A 17,179-nucleotide genomic window follows, 5' to 3' on the forward strand; every position below is an offset into this window, starting at 1 on the left:
ATAAGCGGCCTTTTTGCTTTTAATCCAGAATAACCTTTGTGACTTTCGTTCTTCCTCCGGTACTTATTTTTACAATATATATGCCTGCAGGTTCAGCGCTCAAATCTATAATTTGATTTGCTCCGTCAGGATTGATACTTTGAATCTCTCCACCAAGAAGATCATAAATGCCAATAAACTCTATATTGTTAGCAGCATTTATAACAAAAGAACCTTGTGTCGGATTTGGATATAGCTTTATTTGGTCTGCACCTGTAGTTGGGTCATTTATTCCCAGAGGTGTGCCTTCAAAGCGGACATTGTCCAGATAAAGCATGTTCTCATTGTCGCTGGAATTTCTGAATATGATCTGGATGGTTTTTCCCTCATAATTACTTAAGCTGATCGGTTGGGTGGCCCATTCATTTTCAGTTGGAACAAATGCATCAGTTGTAAAATATGGATCACCAGTGGTCAGATCCCTTCCTGATTTTTTATCAAGAATATCATAAGTAACTCCGCAATCCGAACTGGCCAGTACAGTTAAGGTATCTGAGAAATTTGGATCTTCAGTTACTTCTGTATAAAGCTTGTATGCATAATCAAATTTTAACATAGCGTTTGCTCCAACAGCAATAAGCGGAGAGAATAGATCATCAATCTGGCCGTTTCCACCTGTATAGTCAAAGTTATTAACTCTTATAGAGTAACTGCCGTTTGATGAGGCTTCATTAGTTGTTTCCCAGGTTGAACTCTTGTCCGGATTGTTAATGGTCCAGCCATCAGGAAGCAGACCAGAATTCTCAAAACTTTCAGAGAATGGAAGATCTTGAACTTGTAAAATAATAAAGCTCTTTGTTAAAAGGTTATCTTCAGGATTTCCATCTGACTGCCCATTTACCTTAGTAATATTTACTTCATAAGTATGGTTCCCTTTCGATAAGCCTGATACAGCAGGAAGATTAATCGTTGTAGCAGCACCTGTTGCGAGGCTACCTGTCCATGAAAATGTTTGTGCTGTTCCATTATCAACTTTATAAGTATAACTGATGCTGGTAATTGTATTGGTAGTACCTTCATTACGGATAGTTAGGGAAGGATAAACGGCATTTGTACAGAAGTTGCCGGTAACACCAGATATGTTTTCTATGGAAGCATTCAAAGCTGCGACTATCGGAGGTGTTAATCCTTTTGATGTAAGCAGAGATGCCCTTGGACCGTGTAATGCAGCCTGCATTCTTGTTGCCTGGCCAGCAGAAAACATAACAATACAAGCATCATCAGCATAATTCATGTAATTCATGACCATATCATTATGTTCATCAGAACTTTCGGTACAAGTATTTTTGATAGAACAATCATAGTTGTCCTGTTTTGATGGAGGAGTGTCACATACCAGGTCACCTCTGGTCTCGCAAGTTGAGCTGTTTGTCCCTGCGCAACCATCCTGGAAAGTATGGTATAAGTTCAACCAATGAGCTACTTCATGCGTTGCCGTCCGACCAAGGTTGTTTTCAGCAGAAATTGTATTAAGGCCGAATCGATCGTAGGCAATTACAACACCATCTTCTGCTGCAGATACGGTACCTGGAAAAGTTGCATAACCTAGAATTGTACCGCCAGATCCTCCAATTTGTGGTACTACCCAAATATTTAAGTAACTTTCTGATGGCCAGGCGTCATCGCCACCCTTGCTGCTATATTTTGCCTCTTCCTGGCTATAAGAAAAACTGGTTTTATTTGTTTGTTTTCTTACGATTCCGTTTGTAGCCTTGCCTTTTGGGTCCCTTATGGCGAGAGCAAATTGTATATTTGGATTTCCAATCACAGGTTGAAACTCTGCAGAAACATTGGATATATCAGTATTAGTGGCTGAATAGTCACGATTGAGAACGTCAATTTGAGACTGAATCATTGCATCTGTGATATTCTGAGCGCCCGTGTTGTAGAGCACGTGAACTACAACTGGTATTACAGGTGCAACAGCTGTTGTCCTTAACCCTTGATTTTGGCGAGTAAATTTTCGTGTTTGTAGCTCTTGCTTTTCAATCTTTTCAAGCAATGCCGGATTTCTGGATATATTATTTTGACGGACCTGCATAGTGCCGCAACGCTCCTGGGCATATGTAAGTGAAGATGCTAATAAACTTATTAAAAGTAGAAGGTATTTCATGTTCTTAGGATGTATTCTATAGATAGGATTAAATTTCAGACTCTCGCGGAAGTTAGCTCTTTTAGTTCAATATTTTCTGTTGATCAGATAGAAAGATTCGATAGTACAATAAATTACAGCATTATCGCAATGCCAGACAGGGAAGAGTAGGGAGCAATAGCAATAGAATTGACCATTTGATTTCAATTTCAAAGCTTTGAATAAACTTTAAAATGAAAAACAGGTTGTTCTAATTCTCTGATCATTAAATGTCCATTTATTTCCTAATGTGCTTAAATCCTGGGATAAATATGTCACCAAAAGCAGTCAGAGTTTGGAATGATTATTGACCTGTTTCTTATTTAAACTATATGCCTAATGTTTTTTACTGGATATTTTTCAACGTTTTTGTATTAATCATCCTTGCATTTGATTTAGGAGTATTTCATAAAAATGCTCATGTTATTTCGTTTAAAGAGTCAATCCTCTGGACAGCATTCTGGATCACTCTTTCTTTAATTTTTAATTTTATTATTTATTTATGGCAGGGTCCTGATCAGGCCCTTTCCTTTCTTACGGGATACCTTATTGAAAAATCACTCAGCATTGATAATATTTTTGTGATAGTGTTAATTTTTAAATATCTGCAAGTTCCCGATCAATATCAGCACAGAGTACTTTTTTGGGGAATTCTTGGTGCTCTGGTGATGAGAGCTGTTTTTATATTTCTGGGAATAGCATTACTGGAGCGTTTTCATTGGCTCGTTTATTTATTTGGGGCTTTTCTGATTGTCATCGGAATCAGAATGGCAGTTCATAAAAAAAAGGAAGTAGATCCTGAAAAAAATTTCGTGATTAATCTGATTAAAAGATTTATGCCTGCAACTTCAAAATATGATGGAGATAAATTTTTTACAAAAGTAGATCATAAACGACACATGACTCCTTTATTTTTTGGTCTGGTCATGATTGAAACTACCGATTTGATTTTCGCCGTTGATTCTATTCCTGCTATTCTGGCCATTACTACAGATAAATTTATAGTTTATACATCCAATGTGTTTGCCATATTGGGAATGAGGTCACTTTATTTTGCATTTGCAGGGCTTATGCAAAAGTTCCGTTATCTGCATTATGGTTTAGCAGCTATATTAATTTTTGTAGGTGTAAAAATGATATTGACAGATATTTTTAAAATACCAACAGAGATCGCATTGGTTGTGGTAATCGGGATATTAATAATAAGTATGGTTGGGTCTGCAATAGTTGAGCGAAGAATAGATCAGAAAAAGTCCTGATAGTGGTTGTCTTATTTTTTTATACCAGGTAGATGTGTTTATTGCAGCCAGCAAGAGTAGAGGCAACAGCAATAAAATTGAAGGCTCCCTTGCACTTACTCGAACTCTTGCTGATAATTTTGCAATTGTTTTTCCTTTTAGATAAATTGAGGTTTATATAAATGGATTAATAAATTGAAGACCAGCCTGGAACATCTTCCGGAACTTAAAAAGGAGGAATTAAAAGATATAAGCAATCTTATCATTGAAAAGATGATTCCTGATTTTGTTATTCTGTTTGGCTCTTATTAAAAAATGGAAATTAGTTACAATGGTTATACTATTAAAATAGTTGATGACTCTTCTTATACATTGAAGTCTGTCGACAATAAAAGCTCGTATGATTTTGAATATTTTGAGGGAATGGCTATTAAGGACAGAGTCCATCCAAGTTCAAAGCATGGAGTAAGAGTATATAAGGATGGAAAAGAATTAACCAGCGCAATTATAAGTGAAATAGGAGGAGCTACGACAATTCATCATAATTCTGCTGTAGTAAAGGGTAATTCATTAGTAATCTGTTGTTCTGATATGATTTACTCTCTTTCAATTCCAGAGCTTAGAATAAATTGGAGAAAGAGACTAGATCTTTCGACATGTTTTGGTGTATATCATTTTATGGATGACCTTGTTGTCCACGGTGAGCTTCAAATAACAAGGATAGACAAAGAAGGAAATGAGAAGTGGAGTTTTGGAGCACGCGACATTTTTGTCACGCAAGATGGCAGAGTATCAATTGAATTACGAGGAGATAAAATAAAACTGATAGATTGGAATGGAGACATGTATGTACTCAATGAGTATGGGCAGGAGATTTGATAAGATAGAACTTTGAGTTATGTCCAAAAGCCTATCCCATGACTGATAGAATATCAATTTATAACTTTTTTCATTATGAATATCAGAATCAAAACACACTTAACAATTGTAGTCCTACTTATTATAATTTTTGCAACTTCCTGTACAAATAAGACACCACATGGCTGGGAGAAAATTGAGAGAAAAGATTTTGTGTTGTACTGTCCCAAAGATTGGGTAGACTCGACAACTAAGACAATTGATCTGAATAGCACAAGAGTTGAAGTGCAAAAATCCTTTACTTTAGAGAAAGTATTAGAAAGAGTACCAGATGTTAGCAAGGATGGGGTTGAATTACCTTTGAAAAAGAAAACGTCTGATGGCATCACAATGATTGTATATGAACAACCTCGATATAATATGGCTGATTGTAAAAGGCGTTATGATTCATGTTACGTAGACAAGACTTTTCGTGATTATAAAGATGTAAAGTTCAAAGATCTGGATGCAAAAGTGTTCAATGCCCAAAAAGCTTATGAAGTACATATACGTCCGCTTATGCATATGTATCATGATGTATATGATGTCTTTCTATTAGGTAAGACAAAGGATGTCTGGGTAACAGTCTATTGCTTGTCAGAAAAGAATATCAGCACAGCGGATTCTATCATTCAAACAATTCGGATTAAGGAATAAGTGAAATGGTCCAGATGGTGACTATACATATGTTGAATCTGCTGTCTTTATTCTGAAGCGCTCGATAAAATAAAAAGTATCGTCTGAAATTATTATTTATATTTTTATCTCAATTAATCTAATGTCTCAAGAAATAAACAACTTTATACAAATCCCAATCTCTGATCTTGACTATAGAAAACCCAATCAGGAGGAAATAGCAACTTTAGATTTTGAATACCAGGCTGGAATGGAATTGATGTTTTGGTTATCAAAATCGGAAGAAGATACATTGACAAAAGATATTACCTTAAGTAATTTGAAAGATGCTATCGATGCTTTAAATAGAACTACAGAATTTCCTATCGCAGATTACAACAGTGTCTGGCATGCTACCTTCGGACTTGCAATTGTTTTCGCTGAACAGCTCAGACAAGATTTTGGATGGGAATGGGTATATATAGAAAATAGTTCATTAAAGGATGTGGGTTGGAGTCTGATTTCCTCAGATAAAAAGTATGGAATAAATGTTGAACAGATTTTTTATGGTAGGATAATGAATAATAAACCAATTGATATAGTTGAGTTTTATGGTAAGATCGAACAAGCTGTAGCTGAAAGTAAAGTGCCAGATGGAAGTATATTATTCTTTAAATTGTCATAGCATGAAACGGAGCTAAAATAAGTAAAGTGTATGTGCTAAAAAAAATTGAGAGTGTCCATTTATCTTTTTCCTTTGAAAGGTAGTAGTTTATCCTTCTTTAAAGTTTTTGTTTGATCAAAAAGGAATAGTGATGAGCCTTTAATGACGAATGTTCGTTAAAGAACTTAATATCTTATAAGTGGAATGAGAGGTTACAAATTTATAATTATTTACTTTCTTACTTTTGTCTTCACGCAATTAATTCTCTGGATTATTAATTGGCCAGGGAAGGTGGCTATTGCTATTTTTATTCCATTTGTCTTTTCTGTATATCAATTTGTTCAGTTTGTTATCTGTGTTTTCCGAAGGAGGTATTTTCTAGGAATGATTAATCTTTTAATTTTTATGTTAATGTTTATATGGTGCACAAAAATTCATTTCATCTTCTATAACATTGGTATAAACTTTTTCTTGATAGGCTTGTCTGCTATGATTTTGCTGCTGAACAGAAATATTCCTGATTCTGAATTAAAAGACCAGATTTATAAAACACTTTTACCAGTAGCTGCATTAAGTTTAGTAATTCTTTGTGTAAGCGATACGTATCTGTTTAAACTGTTTGTTGGAAAGACCAGCAAGCCATACACTGATATGTCTGAAATAGGCTGGAATGATTTTCAAGGCAGTCCGATCAAGGAAGAATTGAATCTGGATGGACATATTGCTTATGCAGATGCCCAGATAAATAGCACATTCCGTTTTAAAGTGAATGAAGTATATAATTATCCGAGGGTTATAAGTATTCCTGTGATAGATACTAAGAAGTCCTGGACAAGCAAATACTCAGAAAGTTTATTAAAACATGAGCGGGTTCACTCCGGTATTTCTTTATATTTTTCTCATAGGGTTAATGAGTTAAATAAATATTGGACGTGGCAGACAGAATCACTTATAGAAAAAGCGGATCAGCTCCATGATAGCCTTATTGTGACTCAGAAACGATTTGATCGTGAAACACTTCACGGGACAATTAAAAGCAAGGAATACGAATGGGAAGAACGAATTACAAAGCTATTGGATTAATTTTTTGTAATACCGGATACTCTAATACTATTTATGGAAATAAAAATATAAGTAATTGTATTGTACTGATGCAGCTGCGATTGTATCAATGGATCAGAGTGTTCAAAAGTAACAATAAATTTAATCTCTGATGGGAGTTTAATTCTTGAAAAGGAATATTGTCAAAGCTACGATCCTTATGATGACAACAAATTAATTAAAGATTCAATCAATCAACTTGTTAAGGCATATCCATCAACTGAGTATAGGATTGTTTCAAAGGATACCTCTTACATCTTTGATAAAAAAGAAACCATACAATGCACCGGTATCCAGCAGATTATTTTTGTGAATGTTCTAAATAAAAGTTAATCAAATTATAGCTAATGAGTCGGCAAGTGTTAGGTAATAGGCTTAATCAGCAGATGTTCTGGTAGAGAATTCCAAAACAATCTGTATGAATAAAGTTGATCAATAATTTATATCTTTGGTGTATTAGTTTTCTGTGAAAATTTAGTTCACATGATTATTCAGAGAAGGATTGATAAGAAAAGTATAAACTCTCTACAATTAAATTAAAAGTAGTACAGCAGATCAACTTATAAGGACTTTTATTTTCGTCTTTTAATGCAATGTATGAAGCGTTTGAGCTGAAATCAAAAATAGGATTACTGGTTTTTGGAGGTAGAGTCTTGTCCCACAGCTCCAGACCCTTTTCCTTGTCCTGTGTTATTATTTTGTTCTACCGAATCTCCTTCCTTAATTTCTCTCTCTCGAGTTACTTCAACGGCTGTAGAATCGTCCTTAACACTTCTATGAGAACTCTTTTCATCTCCGTTACAACTGATCATTGTAATTCCAAGTCCGATCATGAGTGCTGATAGTAATCTGTTTTTCATGTTTGTATTTAATTTAAGAGATATGACCTCTATGTTTTGGGTATAATGATTTATTACATGTAATTCTTTTTATTCAAAAATGTTTAATTAAACTAAAAGGAATGAAAATATTTTTTCTGAGATAACTCAATTGAGATTACAATATTCCAGCTCTCTATGATATCTTCAAATTAAGAATAAAACTTCACAAGGGTATCCAGGTTATTATTATACTCGTCGCAAATGTTTTTATTGGCAAATTGTTTTACTAAATGGTATTAACACCCAGTTTAAGTTTATTCAGGATATTAAGATACACCTGGAAGGTAGATCTTTTGATCATTGCAACCTGCTTTGCTACTTACTATGTGCATGAACATGTAATAGCTAAAGCTATACAATTTCCTCCTATGCTACCTACCTTGCTTGGTACAGCACTTGCCTTCTTCGTTGGTTTTAACAACAACCAAGCTTATGACAGGTGGTGGGAAGCCCGCATTATCTGGGGAGCTTTGGTAAACGATTCCAGAAGTTGGGCACGTAATATATTGCAGTATGCTATCCCAGGAAATCTGAAAGCGGAAGAACTGGAGCTTATCAAGAGAAAAATGATACTTCGTCAAATTGGCTTTGTATATGCGCTTAAAGAATCATTAAGGAAAAAGGCAGATGGCTACTATAAACAGTTCTTTACTCATCAGGAACTTGAACTGATAAGCAAAGAAAGTAATATACCTAATGCGATCCTTTCTCTTAATGCGATGGATGTGGAGTACCTGACAAAGCATAATTGCATAAGCGAGTTTCGATTTATTCAGTTCAATGGATTTATTACATTGTTTACTGATCATATGGGAAAATCAGAGCGTATTAATAATACGGTGTTTCCTACCTCTTATAGATATTTTACAAAACTTTTCATTTGGGTATTGGTGATTTTTATAACCTTCATTCTTGCAGATTCCATGGGCATCTGGTCAGTATTGCTTGGATGGATTATGGGATTTGTATTTCATGTATCACATCAAAACGGAATGGCGCTTATGGAGCCTTTCGAGGAGGTTTCTTCCGGCATGCCATTAAATCAGATATCAAGAGTAATTGAAATAAATCTTCTTGAGATGATGGGTGAAAAAAAAATACCTGAGCCTGTAGCTGCTGTTAATGGAGAATACATTCTATGAGAATTTATTATGGAAAAATTAGCTGACTTAGTTTAATTGTCACTCCCGAACTATACATAAAATATTACCTTTTAAGAGAAAGGTAATTAGCTTATTAATTATTAATCATTGTTATTTCACTACTAGCTTCCTCACTTGCTTCTGATCTCCAATCCTGGCACCTAAAACATACACATCTGGTGTTGATTCGCTTGCATCCTATAAAAATTCAAGGGACTGTCCACTTTCAGCATTACCTTCGTAAATTTTTTCCTGAAGTATTCCTGTCATATCGTATATCTCAAACAAGGCTTCACCTCCTTGAACAGCATTCATTTTGATGTTAACAAAATCTGAAGTCGGATTCGGATAACAGTCGGCTATGACAGGTTGCTCAAAACTATCAGCCATTCTAGCTGCACTGTTTATTACTGTCAGTTGTAAGGTTTTTGGCAGCCCCGCAGTACCTGTAGCATTGATTCCAGAATATGGAATAGCATTAATGGTGTATGTTCCAGGTGGGAAGGTTTCTGTATTCAGCTGGCCATTGTGACAGTAGTTCCGTTTATTTGCTAAAAAAAATAAAGATTCAAAAATGCTCATTCTGGTTGAGCTGAAAAAGTCCTGAAATTATCTGACTAATACTTGTTAATATAATTCAGATTTTTAATTTGTTGTCAATATAATAAATGAATTTTTAAATTGATTGTTGATCTAAAAAATAAATGTCTTTGGTTCTTAATTTCCAGAGATTACCTATAATTACAGAGTCACAAAATCTTTGGAATTAGCCATGCGTTTTTAGAAGTTCAATAGAATATTTAATTTTGAGGTAATCGATTTGATAATTAACCTCAGGGTGATTTATTTTCACAATTTCAAGAATATTGATGATTACAATAATGATCAAATTCTGAAAGCATGAAAACGAACAGAAATCGAGTTTGAAAAAAGAAGTAAAGTAAATTTAAAATTCTGACTGATGAAAAATACTAGAATATTTAAAATGTCTTTTGCTAGTGTTTATCCCCATTACATAACCAAGGCGGAGAAAAAGGGACGTACAAAAGCAGAGGTAGATGAAATTATTTTTTGGCTTACAGGTTATGATCAGCAAGCATTGCAAGGAATAATCGATAATAAAATTGATTTTGAAACCTTCTTCAGCCAGGCTCCACAAATGAATCCTAATGTTTCAAAAATTACTGGTGTAATTTGTGGCTATCGCGTGGAAGAGATCGAAGACGAATTGATGCAGAAGATTCGTTATTTAGATAAGCTGATTGATGAGTTGGCAAAGGGAAAGGCCATGGAAAAGATTTTGAGGAAGTAGTAAGAATGAGATTTTATAAAATATGAAATTTGTTGTTTTATCCGATTCTCATGGTCAACATAGAAAACTGGAACTCCCAAAAGGAAATGTGATCATACATGCTGGTGATATAAGCAGGCGTGGAGAGGAGGATGAAATCATAGATTTTATGGGCTGGTTCAGTAAGCTCGATTTTAAGCATAAAATATTTATTGCAGGAAATCATGATTTTTTCTTTGAAAGAAATCCTGATAAGCATATTTTAAGTATAGTTCCTCCTGATGTGACATACTTGTGCGATAGTGGAATAACAATCAATAATATAAAAATTTGGGGTTCTCCTGTGACGCCTTGGTTTTATAACTGGGCTTTTAATCGCCATCGTGGAAATCCTATTATCAAGCACTGGGAATTGATCCCATCTGACACAGATATATTAATTACTCATGGGCCAGCATTTGGTATACTCGATCAAACTACCAGAGGTCTAAATGTAGGTTGTGAGGACCTGCTAAACAAAGTATACGAGGTGAATCCGAAAGTACATATATGCGGACATATTCATGAAGCATACGGAGAAGTTGTTTCATCAGGGATAAAGTTCATCAATGCAGCTGTGATTGATGAAAACTATAATTTGAAAAATGAAGTGATTACCTTTGAGTTATAGTAAGTATAAAATATAGTATAGTTTGTTCTAGCTGTCTAGATCACTTTCATAAATTTTTCTATTGTATTCAACGTTATCCCTCCATAGCTCAGGATCGTGTGTTAAAATGTATTTCAAGCCGAGCTCCCGTCTTTCTGCTAATAGTTCTTTCCTTGCTTTTCCAATAGACTTTTTCAATTGAGCTAAAGTTAAATCAGTACAATAGGCAGGACTTCCTGGCTGTTGTCTCCATGAATCCTGAAGAGTTCCGCAATCCAATGAATCAAATCCGCTGTCATTAACAAGAGTAGATACCAATGTTTTTAATTGTTTAACATCACCGGAAATTGGCAGTGCGATACGTGACTCCGTACCTTTGGGAAGACCGGAATTTACAAGAGAACCATATAAAATACTATTGTAAACTTTTATAACCGGTTGTTGAATGTGGTTCGATACCCAAATACTTTCAGGCATACCATCTTCGATAACTTGAATCTTACCATCTCTGATAGGATAATAGTTACAGGTGTCAATAATGACGGTATTGGCAGAAACGTTTTTAAAAATACTTTTTGGTAATTCGGGTACGCCAATTAAAGGAATACTTATTACGATTACATCAACATCATTTACGACTTCCGTCAATGGAACAGCAGTAGCTCCTGTTTCCAAAGCTAAACTTTTAAGCTTTTCTACTCCACTGGAATTGGTCATTTTAACTTTATGACCCGCTTTTGAATATTGCCGAATCAACGTGCCTCCAATTTGTCCTGCTCCGATTATTCCTATTTTCATATTGTTCTATTGATTAAAAATTAACTCCTTTACTAAAGAGGTTTTATTTATCAGATGTTTATGATATAGTTCAAAAATATACCTTATAATTGTTTCTGGAAAGGGGGAGATTAGACTTTGTAACGGGGTATTCGGACAATCGAATTTTGACTCTAAAATAAAGGATTTTATTACCTCTGAAAATGCCTCTTGTAAATACCCAGTCGACGTTCGTCAATTCGTGACCTACAATTATTAAATACCTTGAGTGTGAAAGATTTATTTTTCTATATATGTAGAAAAATATAACGACACATGGTAAAAGTTTTCAAAAAAGGATTAGCGGCAGTATTAATGGTTTCCGCTTCCATCATGGCTCATGGCCAGGCTACAAGACTTCTGTTTCCAAATCCTGTTGGAATAAAAGAATGGGGATTTTCTGCTACAGAGTACAATGGTTATTCTCTTATCGGATCTGAATTCTGGAGTGGATTGAATGTATTTAAAAACAATCAACTGTTGTTTCAGACTCAAGGTCCGGGATCTGGTTTATTCGGATATTCACATGGTATGAACAGTTCGTGGATTGCCGCAGGTGCCCCTCAGACTGGTAATGTCAATCAAGGTGCAGTCTATCTTTCAAAACATTTAAACGGAAACCCTCAGAATAATTTTAATACAGTCATTACTGCATTGAATCCCGGAGACCATGACCAGTTTGGCCGTGCCTTGGATATCCACGATAACTGGATGGTAATCGGCGCTCCTAACGTAAGTAATTCTCAGCATGGAGGATATATAGAAATTTGGAATCTTGTTAACAATAACTGGGTTAGAAAGACGGTAATTGCCAATGGTTCTGGTAATGTTCATGCAGACTTTGGTATCTCTGTAGCAATCAGAGGCAACAAAATTGTTGTAGGTGCTCCTGGTGATCATTCAATATACATTTATAAGTATCAGAATAATGCCTGGACTCTTGAACAAGGATATGCTCCAAATCCTGCAGCATGGGGAATTCCCATTTATGATCAGTTTACCGGCTTGCCTGTTTATCAGACCAGATTTGGTTATGATGTGGACATCACAGATAATCATGTGATTGCTGGTGACCCATCTGCCAGAAAATCAGCAGTACTTGTTTTTCAGAATAATTTGTGGAGTTTAAAAAGTACCTTGGTTCCTCCGGCAACATCAGGAACAGGAGCAGGTGATCAATTCGGACATTCAGTAGCTATTCAGTACAACAGAGCGGTAGTAGGTGCACCAAGAGGAGCTAGCGCTGGCACTAATCCTGAGCAAGGTAAAGTATATCTTTATAATGATGAGGGAGGTTATAAATACAAAGGAATTTTGAATGTTGGTACTCCTGCAAATCTCACTGTTAGGGCTTTAGGTTATGCTGTTGCTATTGATGGTGACAATGTTCTTGCGGGTGCTTCAAATTCAGACAACCAATTGACTATTGGCAATGAAGGTGCTGCTTTCAGAATGCCATTTTATCAATATACACCATACAGATCTGCTCATGATTTTGATCTGGATGAAGAATCAGCAGGCAAAGCTATAATTTACCCTAACCCATCATCAGGTAATGAGGTTAAATTGAATAACAACCTATCAGTGGTTTCTGCAGAAGTGGTATCACTTATAGGAGAAATCATTCCACTTACTGTTAGCGAAGGAACAATAAATGTGAGTACTCTGAAAAAAGGCATCTACAATATTAAAATCAAAACGGATACTGAAGTTTTTACAGAGAAGCTTGTTGTTGAATAATTACATTTACTTCTTAAAGAATTAAACTCCTTCTTCTTCAGAATATGTTATTTTTTATAGTTTAAAATGATTTGATAGCCCCGATTTTTGGGGCTATTTTTTTGTGAAAATAAATTGTCCGTTAAGTTATCTGATTCTTAGTCGGCCAAATTTTACTATAATGCATTCATTAATTTAGTAAGTAATTCATCTCCACATATATCTTTTTTTTTGAAGAGTCCTTATCTTATTTCTCAAAATGAAAATTTTTTAAAGCTACTGACATAATGCTGTCACATGCCCTCCTTTTCTTTGTATCATCATTTAAAATATTAATAACTAAACCTTTGAAATACATGGAAAATGCAGTAGTTAAAAATCAGGAAGTTGTAATCAGTGCAAACCAGCTTTTAGATCAGTGGCAAGGCCATCGAAGATTAACCCGTCGTGTAATTGATGCCTTTCCTGAAGACAAATTGTTTAACTATTCAATTGGAGGAATGCGCTCATTTTCTGTTCTTGCAATGGAAATGATTGAAATGGGCTATCCGGGAGTACAAGGGTTGATTGATGGGAATTGGAAAGACGAAGTGAAGGAAAAGCCTAAATCTAAAGCTGAGCTCCTTAATCTTTGGGATAAATTGACAGAAAGAATTGACAGGCTATGGCCTCTGATTCCCATTGAAAGATTTCAGACTGTGGAGGCCGCATTTGGGCTATATGAAGATGCTTTGTATTCTACTGTTTTGTATTTTATTGACAACGAGATTCATCACAGAGGACAAGGGTATGTTTATCTCAGATCATTGGGAATTGCGCCACCAGCATTTTATGAAAGATAATTTGTAAGAAAATATTGAAGATATCCTAAGATTTATTTCTTTAGGATATCTTTGTTTAACAGATTTGAAAAACTGAACTTAATCTCTTATGGCAAAAACTAAAATCATTGGAGAGACCAAAGACGCAGGGTTCCAGTTTGGTCTTAGGAAAACATTTAATATACCCTATGAGGAAGTATGGGATTTTATGTTTTCTGCTAATGGCCTTAAACTTTGGCTTGGCTTACTTGCGAATGAGTTAGCAGAGAAGGAATATTATAAAACCAAAGAAGGTACAGAAGGGGAGATCAGACTTATAAAGGAACATTCTCATATAAGACTTACGTGGAAGAAAAAAGGATGGGATAATGTTTCCCAACTTCAAGTCAGGATTATAAGCAATAATGGTAAAACAGTAATAAGTTTTCATCATGATCACTTGCTGGATGGCGACCAGCGAAGTGAAATGGATGTTCATTGGAACAGGGTGATGGAAAAGATCTCAAAGGAATTAGAAAATAAATCTTAGTTTATGATTGTTGTTAAAGTTACTTACGCTGTAAAACCAGAATTTGCAGACAAGAATAGAGAAAATATTGCTTTGTTTCTTGAGGATTTCAGTCAGTTAAATGGTGAAGACTTTCGTTATAATGTATATGAAAGCGAGGATAGAAAGACATTTATGCATTTATCCCACTATAGAAATGAAGCGATCCAGAAAGAATTGTTGAATGTTCCATCATTCAAATCTTTTCAGAAGCAAAGAGACGAAAGCGGATTAGAAATGGAGCCGAAGATAGAAGTAATGAATTTGGTTGGTGCAGCTCATCTCCTTTTCAATTAAACTTTAATTAATATTAACCTATTATTTATGTTAGAATGATTCATTGAATGGAACTATATACTGAAGAAATAAAGCTGGGAGAATTTTCAAACATAAGTTTTTATACCGCATTGGAGGCCTATTACAACATGGGTTTTGTAATAGTACACGTAAAGAACATAGAAAATATTGATATACATGATGATAATATTTTCCTGGGTAGTATACAATTTATACATAAAGCTCTGCAAAAATTAAATAAATCAATTCCGGAACTACTTGATTATCCAAAGAGTTTGTCAAAATATTTGGGCAGAAGCATCTGGGAATCAACAATGGATGAAATTGCTAATGATCCGGCTAAGTGGAATGTATTTGTGAAACCTAAAGGGTATGCGAAAAAATTTACCGGCAGACTGGTTAAGTCAACTAGAGATTTAGTAGGCTGTGGCGATATAAGTATGAACACTCCTGTATGGGTTTCTGAACCTGTAAGTTTTATTACTGAATGGAGAGTTTTTGTGAGGTATGGCAAAGTTTTAGGAGTAAAGATGTATAAAGGAAATTGGAAGAATCATTTTAATTCTGAAATTATAGAAGCCGCAATTTCTGATTTTGATGATGCTCCAGCTGGCTATGCTTTGGACTTTGGATTAACCAGTGACAATAAGTTTTTATTGATAGAGGCAAACGATGGATTTTCTTTAGGAAACTATGGTTTATTCTATGTAGATTATGCAAAACTATTATCTGCTAGATGGGCTCAATTAACAGACAGGAATGACCTTTGTGATTTTTAAAGTATAAAGATTTTAACAGGCTATTTTTTATAATCTTTTCAGATTGATCAACAAAAAGAACCATTTTCTTTATTAAAGAATGTTTCTTTTTTATTTATATAAGGTCATCTTTTTATAAGAGGTTTAATTCCATCCACCTCCCAAAGCCTGATAAATATTAACTTTGGCGTTCATCTGAGATTTTTTGGTTTCTATAAGTTCAAATTTTGAATCCAGTGCATCACGTTGTGTCATCAGTACTTCCATATAATCAGCCCGTGCAGAATTGAAGAGCGTTGTAGAGATGTCAATTGAGCGGGTAAGTGCCTCCACCTGTTGTGTTTTGAGATTAAAGCTTTGTTGCATGTTGCTGATATTGGCAAGCTGATTTGCAACTTCTACATAGGCTTTCAGTAGCGTGCGTTCATAATTATACACTGCCCGGATCTGTCTCGCGCTGGCTGAATAGTAGTATGCTTTGATTGCATTCCTGTTGATCAATGGAGTCACAAGGTCTCCAGCAAGATAGTATAGTATAGATTCAGGAGTACTGAAGAAATATTGTGCATTATATGCATTGTAACCTATACCACCTGTAATTTTTAATGAAGGATAAAAATTTGCTTTGGCAGCCTTAATATCAAGTTTTGCAGCTTGTAGATCCTGTTCAGCTTGTTTTATGTCAGGTCGGTTATCTAAAAGCTGAGAGGGGATACCAGCATAAATTGTATCAAGCTCTAGATCTATAAAGGTTTCGGAATGCCTTAATACTGGCTGTGGGAACCGTCCAATAAGAAAATTAATTCTGTTTTCAGTCTCCGTTATTTTTTGCATGATGTCAAACTGACGACTTTGGTTTTTGAGTACTTCAGCTTCAAACTTACGTACCGCAAGCTCAGTAACCTTGGCAGCTTCTTTTTCCAGTTTTACTATTCTCAATGCATTCTGTTGGATTTCAATATTCTTTTTAAGCGTCTCCAATTGATTATCCAGTGCCATCAATTCATAGTAAGCGTTTGCTATTTCCGCAATGATTTGAGTAACCATAAAATTTCGTCCTTCCATAGAAGATAGGTACCTATGCATAGCTGCTTTTCTTGCATTGCGAAGTTTTTTCCAGATGTCAATTTCCCATGAAGCTCTTGCAGCGATTAGCAGATCAGAGAAAGGCTGCGGAAACCTTTTTCCTGGAACGATATCTAAATTTTCATCTACACTTCCTAACCGGGTGTATCTCCCCATCTTGTCAAGGCCAGCACTGGCTTTAATATCTATGGAAGGTAGATAGTCACCTTTCCTTGACCTTATTTCATTTTGTGAAATGTTAATCTCCTGAATTACTATATTAAGGTCCTGGTTATTTTTTAACGCAGTATCAATTAGGAGATTTAAATAAGGATCATTGAAATACTCCTTCCATTTTACTTTAGCAATATTAGTTGTGTCCTGAGAGTCTTTATACGCTGAAGGTACGGTTCTGTTTTCAGACTTGTGGACCAATGATGGTATACAGCCTGTGAAAAAAAGAGTATGGAAAAAAGCGAGTGTATATTTATTAAATTTCATTATGCTC

18 protein-coding genes are annotated in these 17,179 nt (G+C 35.1%); 13 read left to right on the forward strand and 5 right to left on the reverse strand.

Annotated elements, in window-relative coordinates:
- Nucleotides 1-19: 19 nt before the first annotated feature.
- A complete protein-coding gene (locus K350_RS31570) occupies nucleotides 20-2,152 on the reverse strand; it encodes a M43 family zinc metalloprotease (RefSeq protein WP_051313467.1) in 2,133 nt (710 codons plus the stop codon).
- 350 nt (nucleotides 2,153-2,502) lie between these two features.
- On the opposite strand from K350_RS31570, the gene K350_RS0121500 reads away from it, so the two are divergent.
- The 5 genes from K350_RS0121500 to K350_RS0121530 all read left to right on the forward strand — a co-directional run bounded on the left by K350_RS0121500 (nucleotide 2,503) and on the right by K350_RS0121530 (nucleotide 6,667).
- A complete protein-coding gene (locus tag K350_RS0121500) occupies nucleotides 2,503-3,429 on the forward strand; it encodes a TerC family protein (protein ID WP_028981662.1) in 927 nt (308 codons plus the stop codon).
- A 294-nt stretch (nucleotides 3,430-3,723) separates the two neighbouring features.
- On the forward strand, nucleotides 3,724-4,287 hold the full coding sequence (locus K350_RS29870) for a hypothetical protein (protein ID WP_051313469.1): 564 nt from the start codon (nucleotides 3,724-3,726) through the stop codon (nucleotides 4,285-4,287).
- Nucleotides 4,288-4,362: 75 nt separating this feature from the next.
- Nucleotides 4,363-4,962: a hypothetical protein gene (locus tag K350_RS0121520; protein ID WP_028981663.1), complete on the forward strand. Its 600-nt coding sequence runs from the start codon at nucleotides 4,363-4,365 to the stop codon at nucleotides 4,960-4,962.
- 121 nt (nucleotides 4,963-5,083) lie between these two features.
- Nucleotides 5,084-5,605 carry a hypothetical protein gene (locus K350_RS0121525; RefSeq protein ID WP_028981664.1) on the forward strand — a complete coding sequence of 174 codons (522 nt, stop codon included), beginning with the start codon at nucleotides 5,084-5,086 and terminating at the stop codon, nucleotides 5,603-5,605.
- A gap of 468 nt (nucleotides 5,606-6,073) precedes the next feature.
- Entirely contained in the window at nucleotides 6,074-6,667 is a 594-nt protein-coding gene (locus K350_RS0121530) for a hypothetical protein (RefSeq protein ID WP_156027134.1), read from the forward strand.
- Nucleotides 6,668-7,314: 647 nt separating this feature from the next.
- On the opposite strand, the gene K350_RS0121535 is transcribed toward K350_RS0121530, so the two are convergent.
- A complete protein-coding gene (locus K350_RS0121535; RefSeq protein WP_037576567.1) occupies nucleotides 7,315-7,545 on the reverse strand; it encodes a hypothetical protein in 231 nt (76 codons plus the stop codon).
- 251 nt (nucleotides 7,546-7,796) lie between these two features.
- Between K350_RS0121535 and K350_RS0121540 the strand changes: the two genes are divergently transcribed.
- The gene (locus K350_RS0121540; protein ID WP_028981667.1) at nucleotides 7,797-8,708 is read left to right on the forward strand and encodes a bestrophin family protein; all 912 of its coding nucleotides are present in this window, start codon (nucleotides 7,797-7,799) and stop codon (nucleotides 8,706-8,708) included.
- 198 nt (nucleotides 8,709-8,906) lie between these two features.
- Here the strand turns inward: K350_RS0121540 and K350_RS0121545 are convergent, their stop codons facing one another.
- Nucleotides 8,907-9,290, reverse strand: a complete 384-nt coding sequence (locus K350_RS0121545; RefSeq protein WP_028981668.1) for a T9SS type A sorting domain-containing protein — start codon at nucleotides 9,288-9,290, stop codon at nucleotides 8,907-8,909.
- A gap of 379 nt (nucleotides 9,291-9,669) precedes the next feature.
- Here K350_RS0121545 and K350_RS0121550 point away from each other — a divergent pair, with 379 nt between their 5' ends.
- Both K350_RS0121550 and K350_RS0121555 read left to right on the forward strand, forming a co-directional pair.
- Nucleotides 9,670-10,020 carry a DUF2200 domain-containing protein gene (locus K350_RS0121550; RefSeq protein WP_028981669.1) on the forward strand — a complete coding sequence of 117 codons (351 nt, stop codon included), beginning with the start codon at nucleotides 9,670-9,672 and terminating at the stop codon, nucleotides 10,018-10,020.
- A 22-nt stretch (nucleotides 10,021-10,042) separates the two neighbouring features.
- Nucleotides 10,043-10,669 carry a metallophosphatase domain-containing protein gene (locus tag K350_RS0121555; protein WP_028981670.1) on the forward strand — a complete coding sequence of 209 codons (627 nt, stop codon included), beginning with the start codon at nucleotides 10,043-10,045 and terminating at the stop codon, nucleotides 10,667-10,669.
- 27 nt (nucleotides 10,670-10,696) lie between these two features.
- On the opposite strand, the gene K350_RS0121560 is transcribed toward K350_RS0121555, so the two are convergent.
- Nucleotides 10,697-11,446, reverse strand: a complete 750-nt coding sequence (locus K350_RS0121560) for an NADPH-dependent F420 reductase (RefSeq protein ID WP_028981671.1) — start codon at nucleotides 11,444-11,446, stop codon at nucleotides 10,697-10,699.
- Nucleotides 11,447-11,740: 294 nt separating this feature from the next.
- On the opposite strand from K350_RS0121560, the gene K350_RS0121565 reads away from it, so the two are divergent.
- From K350_RS0121565 to K350_RS0121590, 5 genes are all read left to right on the forward strand, one after another.
- Nucleotides 11,741-13,204 carry a T9SS type A sorting domain-containing protein gene (locus K350_RS0121565; protein WP_028981672.1) on the forward strand — a complete coding sequence of 488 codons (1,464 nt, stop codon included), beginning with the start codon at nucleotides 11,741-11,743 and terminating at the stop codon, nucleotides 13,202-13,204.
- Between the two features lie 335 nt (nucleotides 13,205-13,539).
- Nucleotides 13,540-14,025, forward strand: coding sequence for a DinB family protein (locus tag K350_RS0121575; protein ID WP_028981673.1), 486 nt, complete (start codon nucleotides 13,540-13,542; stop codon nucleotides 14,023-14,025).
- An 88-nt stretch (nucleotides 14,026-14,113) separates the two neighbouring features.
- Nucleotides 14,114-14,533 (forward strand): SRPBCC domain-containing protein, encoded by a 420-nt coding sequence (locus K350_RS0121580; protein WP_028981674.1) that lies wholly within the window; start codon nucleotides 14,114-14,116, stop codon nucleotides 14,531-14,533.
- A 3-nt stretch (nucleotides 14,534-14,536) separates the two neighbouring features.
- The gene (locus K350_RS0121585) at nucleotides 14,537-14,848 is read left to right on the forward strand and encodes a hypothetical protein (RefSeq protein ID WP_028981675.1); all 312 of its coding nucleotides are present in this window, start codon (nucleotides 14,537-14,539) and stop codon (nucleotides 14,846-14,848) included.
- A gap of 47 nt (nucleotides 14,849-14,895) precedes the next feature.
- Entirely contained in the window at nucleotides 14,896-15,627 is a 732-nt protein-coding gene (locus K350_RS0121590) for an ATP-grasp domain-containing protein (protein WP_028981676.1), read from the forward strand.
- A gap of 123 nt (nucleotides 15,628-15,750) precedes the next feature.
- Here K350_RS0121590 and K350_RS0121595 read toward each other — a convergent pair whose 3' ends face one another.
- Nucleotides 15,751-17,172 (reverse strand): TolC family protein, encoded by a 1,422-nt coding sequence (locus tag K350_RS0121595; RefSeq protein ID WP_245598687.1) that lies wholly within the window; start codon nucleotides 17,170-17,172, stop codon nucleotides 15,751-15,753.
- Between the last annotated feature and the right edge of the window lie 7 nt (nucleotides 17,173-17,179).

It is taken from the genome of Sporocytophaga myxococcoides DSM 11118 (assembly GCF_000426725.1).
In the GTDB taxonomy this organism is placed as follows: domain Bacteria; phylum Bacteroidota; class Bacteroidia; order Cytophagales; family Cytophagaceae; genus Sporocytophaga; species Sporocytophaga myxococcoides.

Excerpts from the sequence above, each read along its gene's own strand:
- K350_RS0121595 (WP_245598687.1), bottom strand. The coding sequence starts at position 17,172 with ATGAAATTTAATAAATATACACTCGCTTTTTTCCATACTCTTTTTTTC.
- K350_RS0121535 (WP_037576567.1), bottom strand. The coding sequence starts at position 7,545 with ATGAAAAACAGATTACTATCAGCACTCATGATCGGACTTGGAATTACA.
- K350_RS0121580 (WP_028981674.1), top strand. The coding sequence starts at position 14,114 with ATGGCAAAAACTAAAATCATTGGAGAGACCAAAGACGCAGGGTTCCAG.
- K350_RS0121550 (WP_028981669.1), top strand. The coding sequence starts at position 9,670 with ATGAAAAATACTAGAATATTTAAAATGTCTTTTGCTAGTGTTTATCCC.
- K350_RS0121525 (WP_028981664.1), top strand. The coding sequence starts at position 5,084 with ATGTCTCAAGAAATAAACAACTTTATACAAATCCCAATCTCTGATCTT.
- K350_RS0121520 (WP_028981663.1), top strand. The coding sequence starts at position 4,363 with ATGAATATCAGAATCAAAACACACTTAACAATTGTAGTCCTACTTATT.
- K350_RS0121565 (WP_028981672.1), top strand. The coding sequence starts at position 11,741 with ATGGTAAAAGTTTTCAAAAAAGGATTAGCGGCAGTATTAATGGTTTCC.
- K350_RS0121590 (WP_028981676.1), top strand. The coding sequence starts at position 14,896 with ATGGAACTATATACTGAAGAAATAAAGCTGGGAGAATTTTCAAACATA.
- K350_RS0121555 (WP_028981670.1), top strand. The coding sequence starts at position 10,043 with ATGAAATTTGTTGTTTTATCCGATTCTCATGGTCAACATAGAAAACTG.
- K350_RS0121545 (WP_028981668.1), bottom strand. The coding sequence starts at position 9,290 with ATGAGCATTTTTGAATCTTTATTTTTTTTAGCAAATAAACGGAACTAC.
- K350_RS0121530 (WP_156027134.1), top strand. The coding sequence starts at position 6,074 with ATGATTTTGCTGCTGAACAGAAATATTCCTGATTCTGAATTAAAAGAC.
- K350_RS0121560 (WP_028981671.1), bottom strand. The coding sequence starts at position 11,446 with ATGAAAATAGGAATAATCGGAGCAGGACAAATTGGAGGCACGTTGATT.
- K350_RS0121575 (WP_028981673.1), top strand. The coding sequence starts at position 13,540 with ATGGAAAATGCAGTAGTTAAAAATCAGGAAGTTGTAATCAGTGCAAAC.
- K350_RS0121500 (WP_028981662.1), top strand. The coding sequence starts at position 2,503 with ATGCCTAATGTTTTTTACTGGATATTTTTCAACGTTTTTGTATTAATC.
- K350_RS0121540 (WP_028981667.1), top strand. The coding sequence starts at position 7,797 with ATGGTATTAACACCCAGTTTAAGTTTATTCAGGATATTAAGATACACC.
- K350_RS31570 (WP_051313467.1), bottom strand. The coding sequence starts at position 2,152 with ATGAAATACCTTCTACTTTTAATAAGTTTATTAGCATCTTCACTTACA.
- K350_RS29870 (WP_051313469.1), top strand. The coding sequence starts at position 3,724 with ATGGAAATTAGTTACAATGGTTATACTATTAAAATAGTTGATGACTCT.
- K350_RS0121585 (WP_028981675.1), top strand. The coding sequence starts at position 14,537 with ATGATTGTTGTTAAAGTTACTTACGCTGTAAAACCAGAATTTGCAGAC.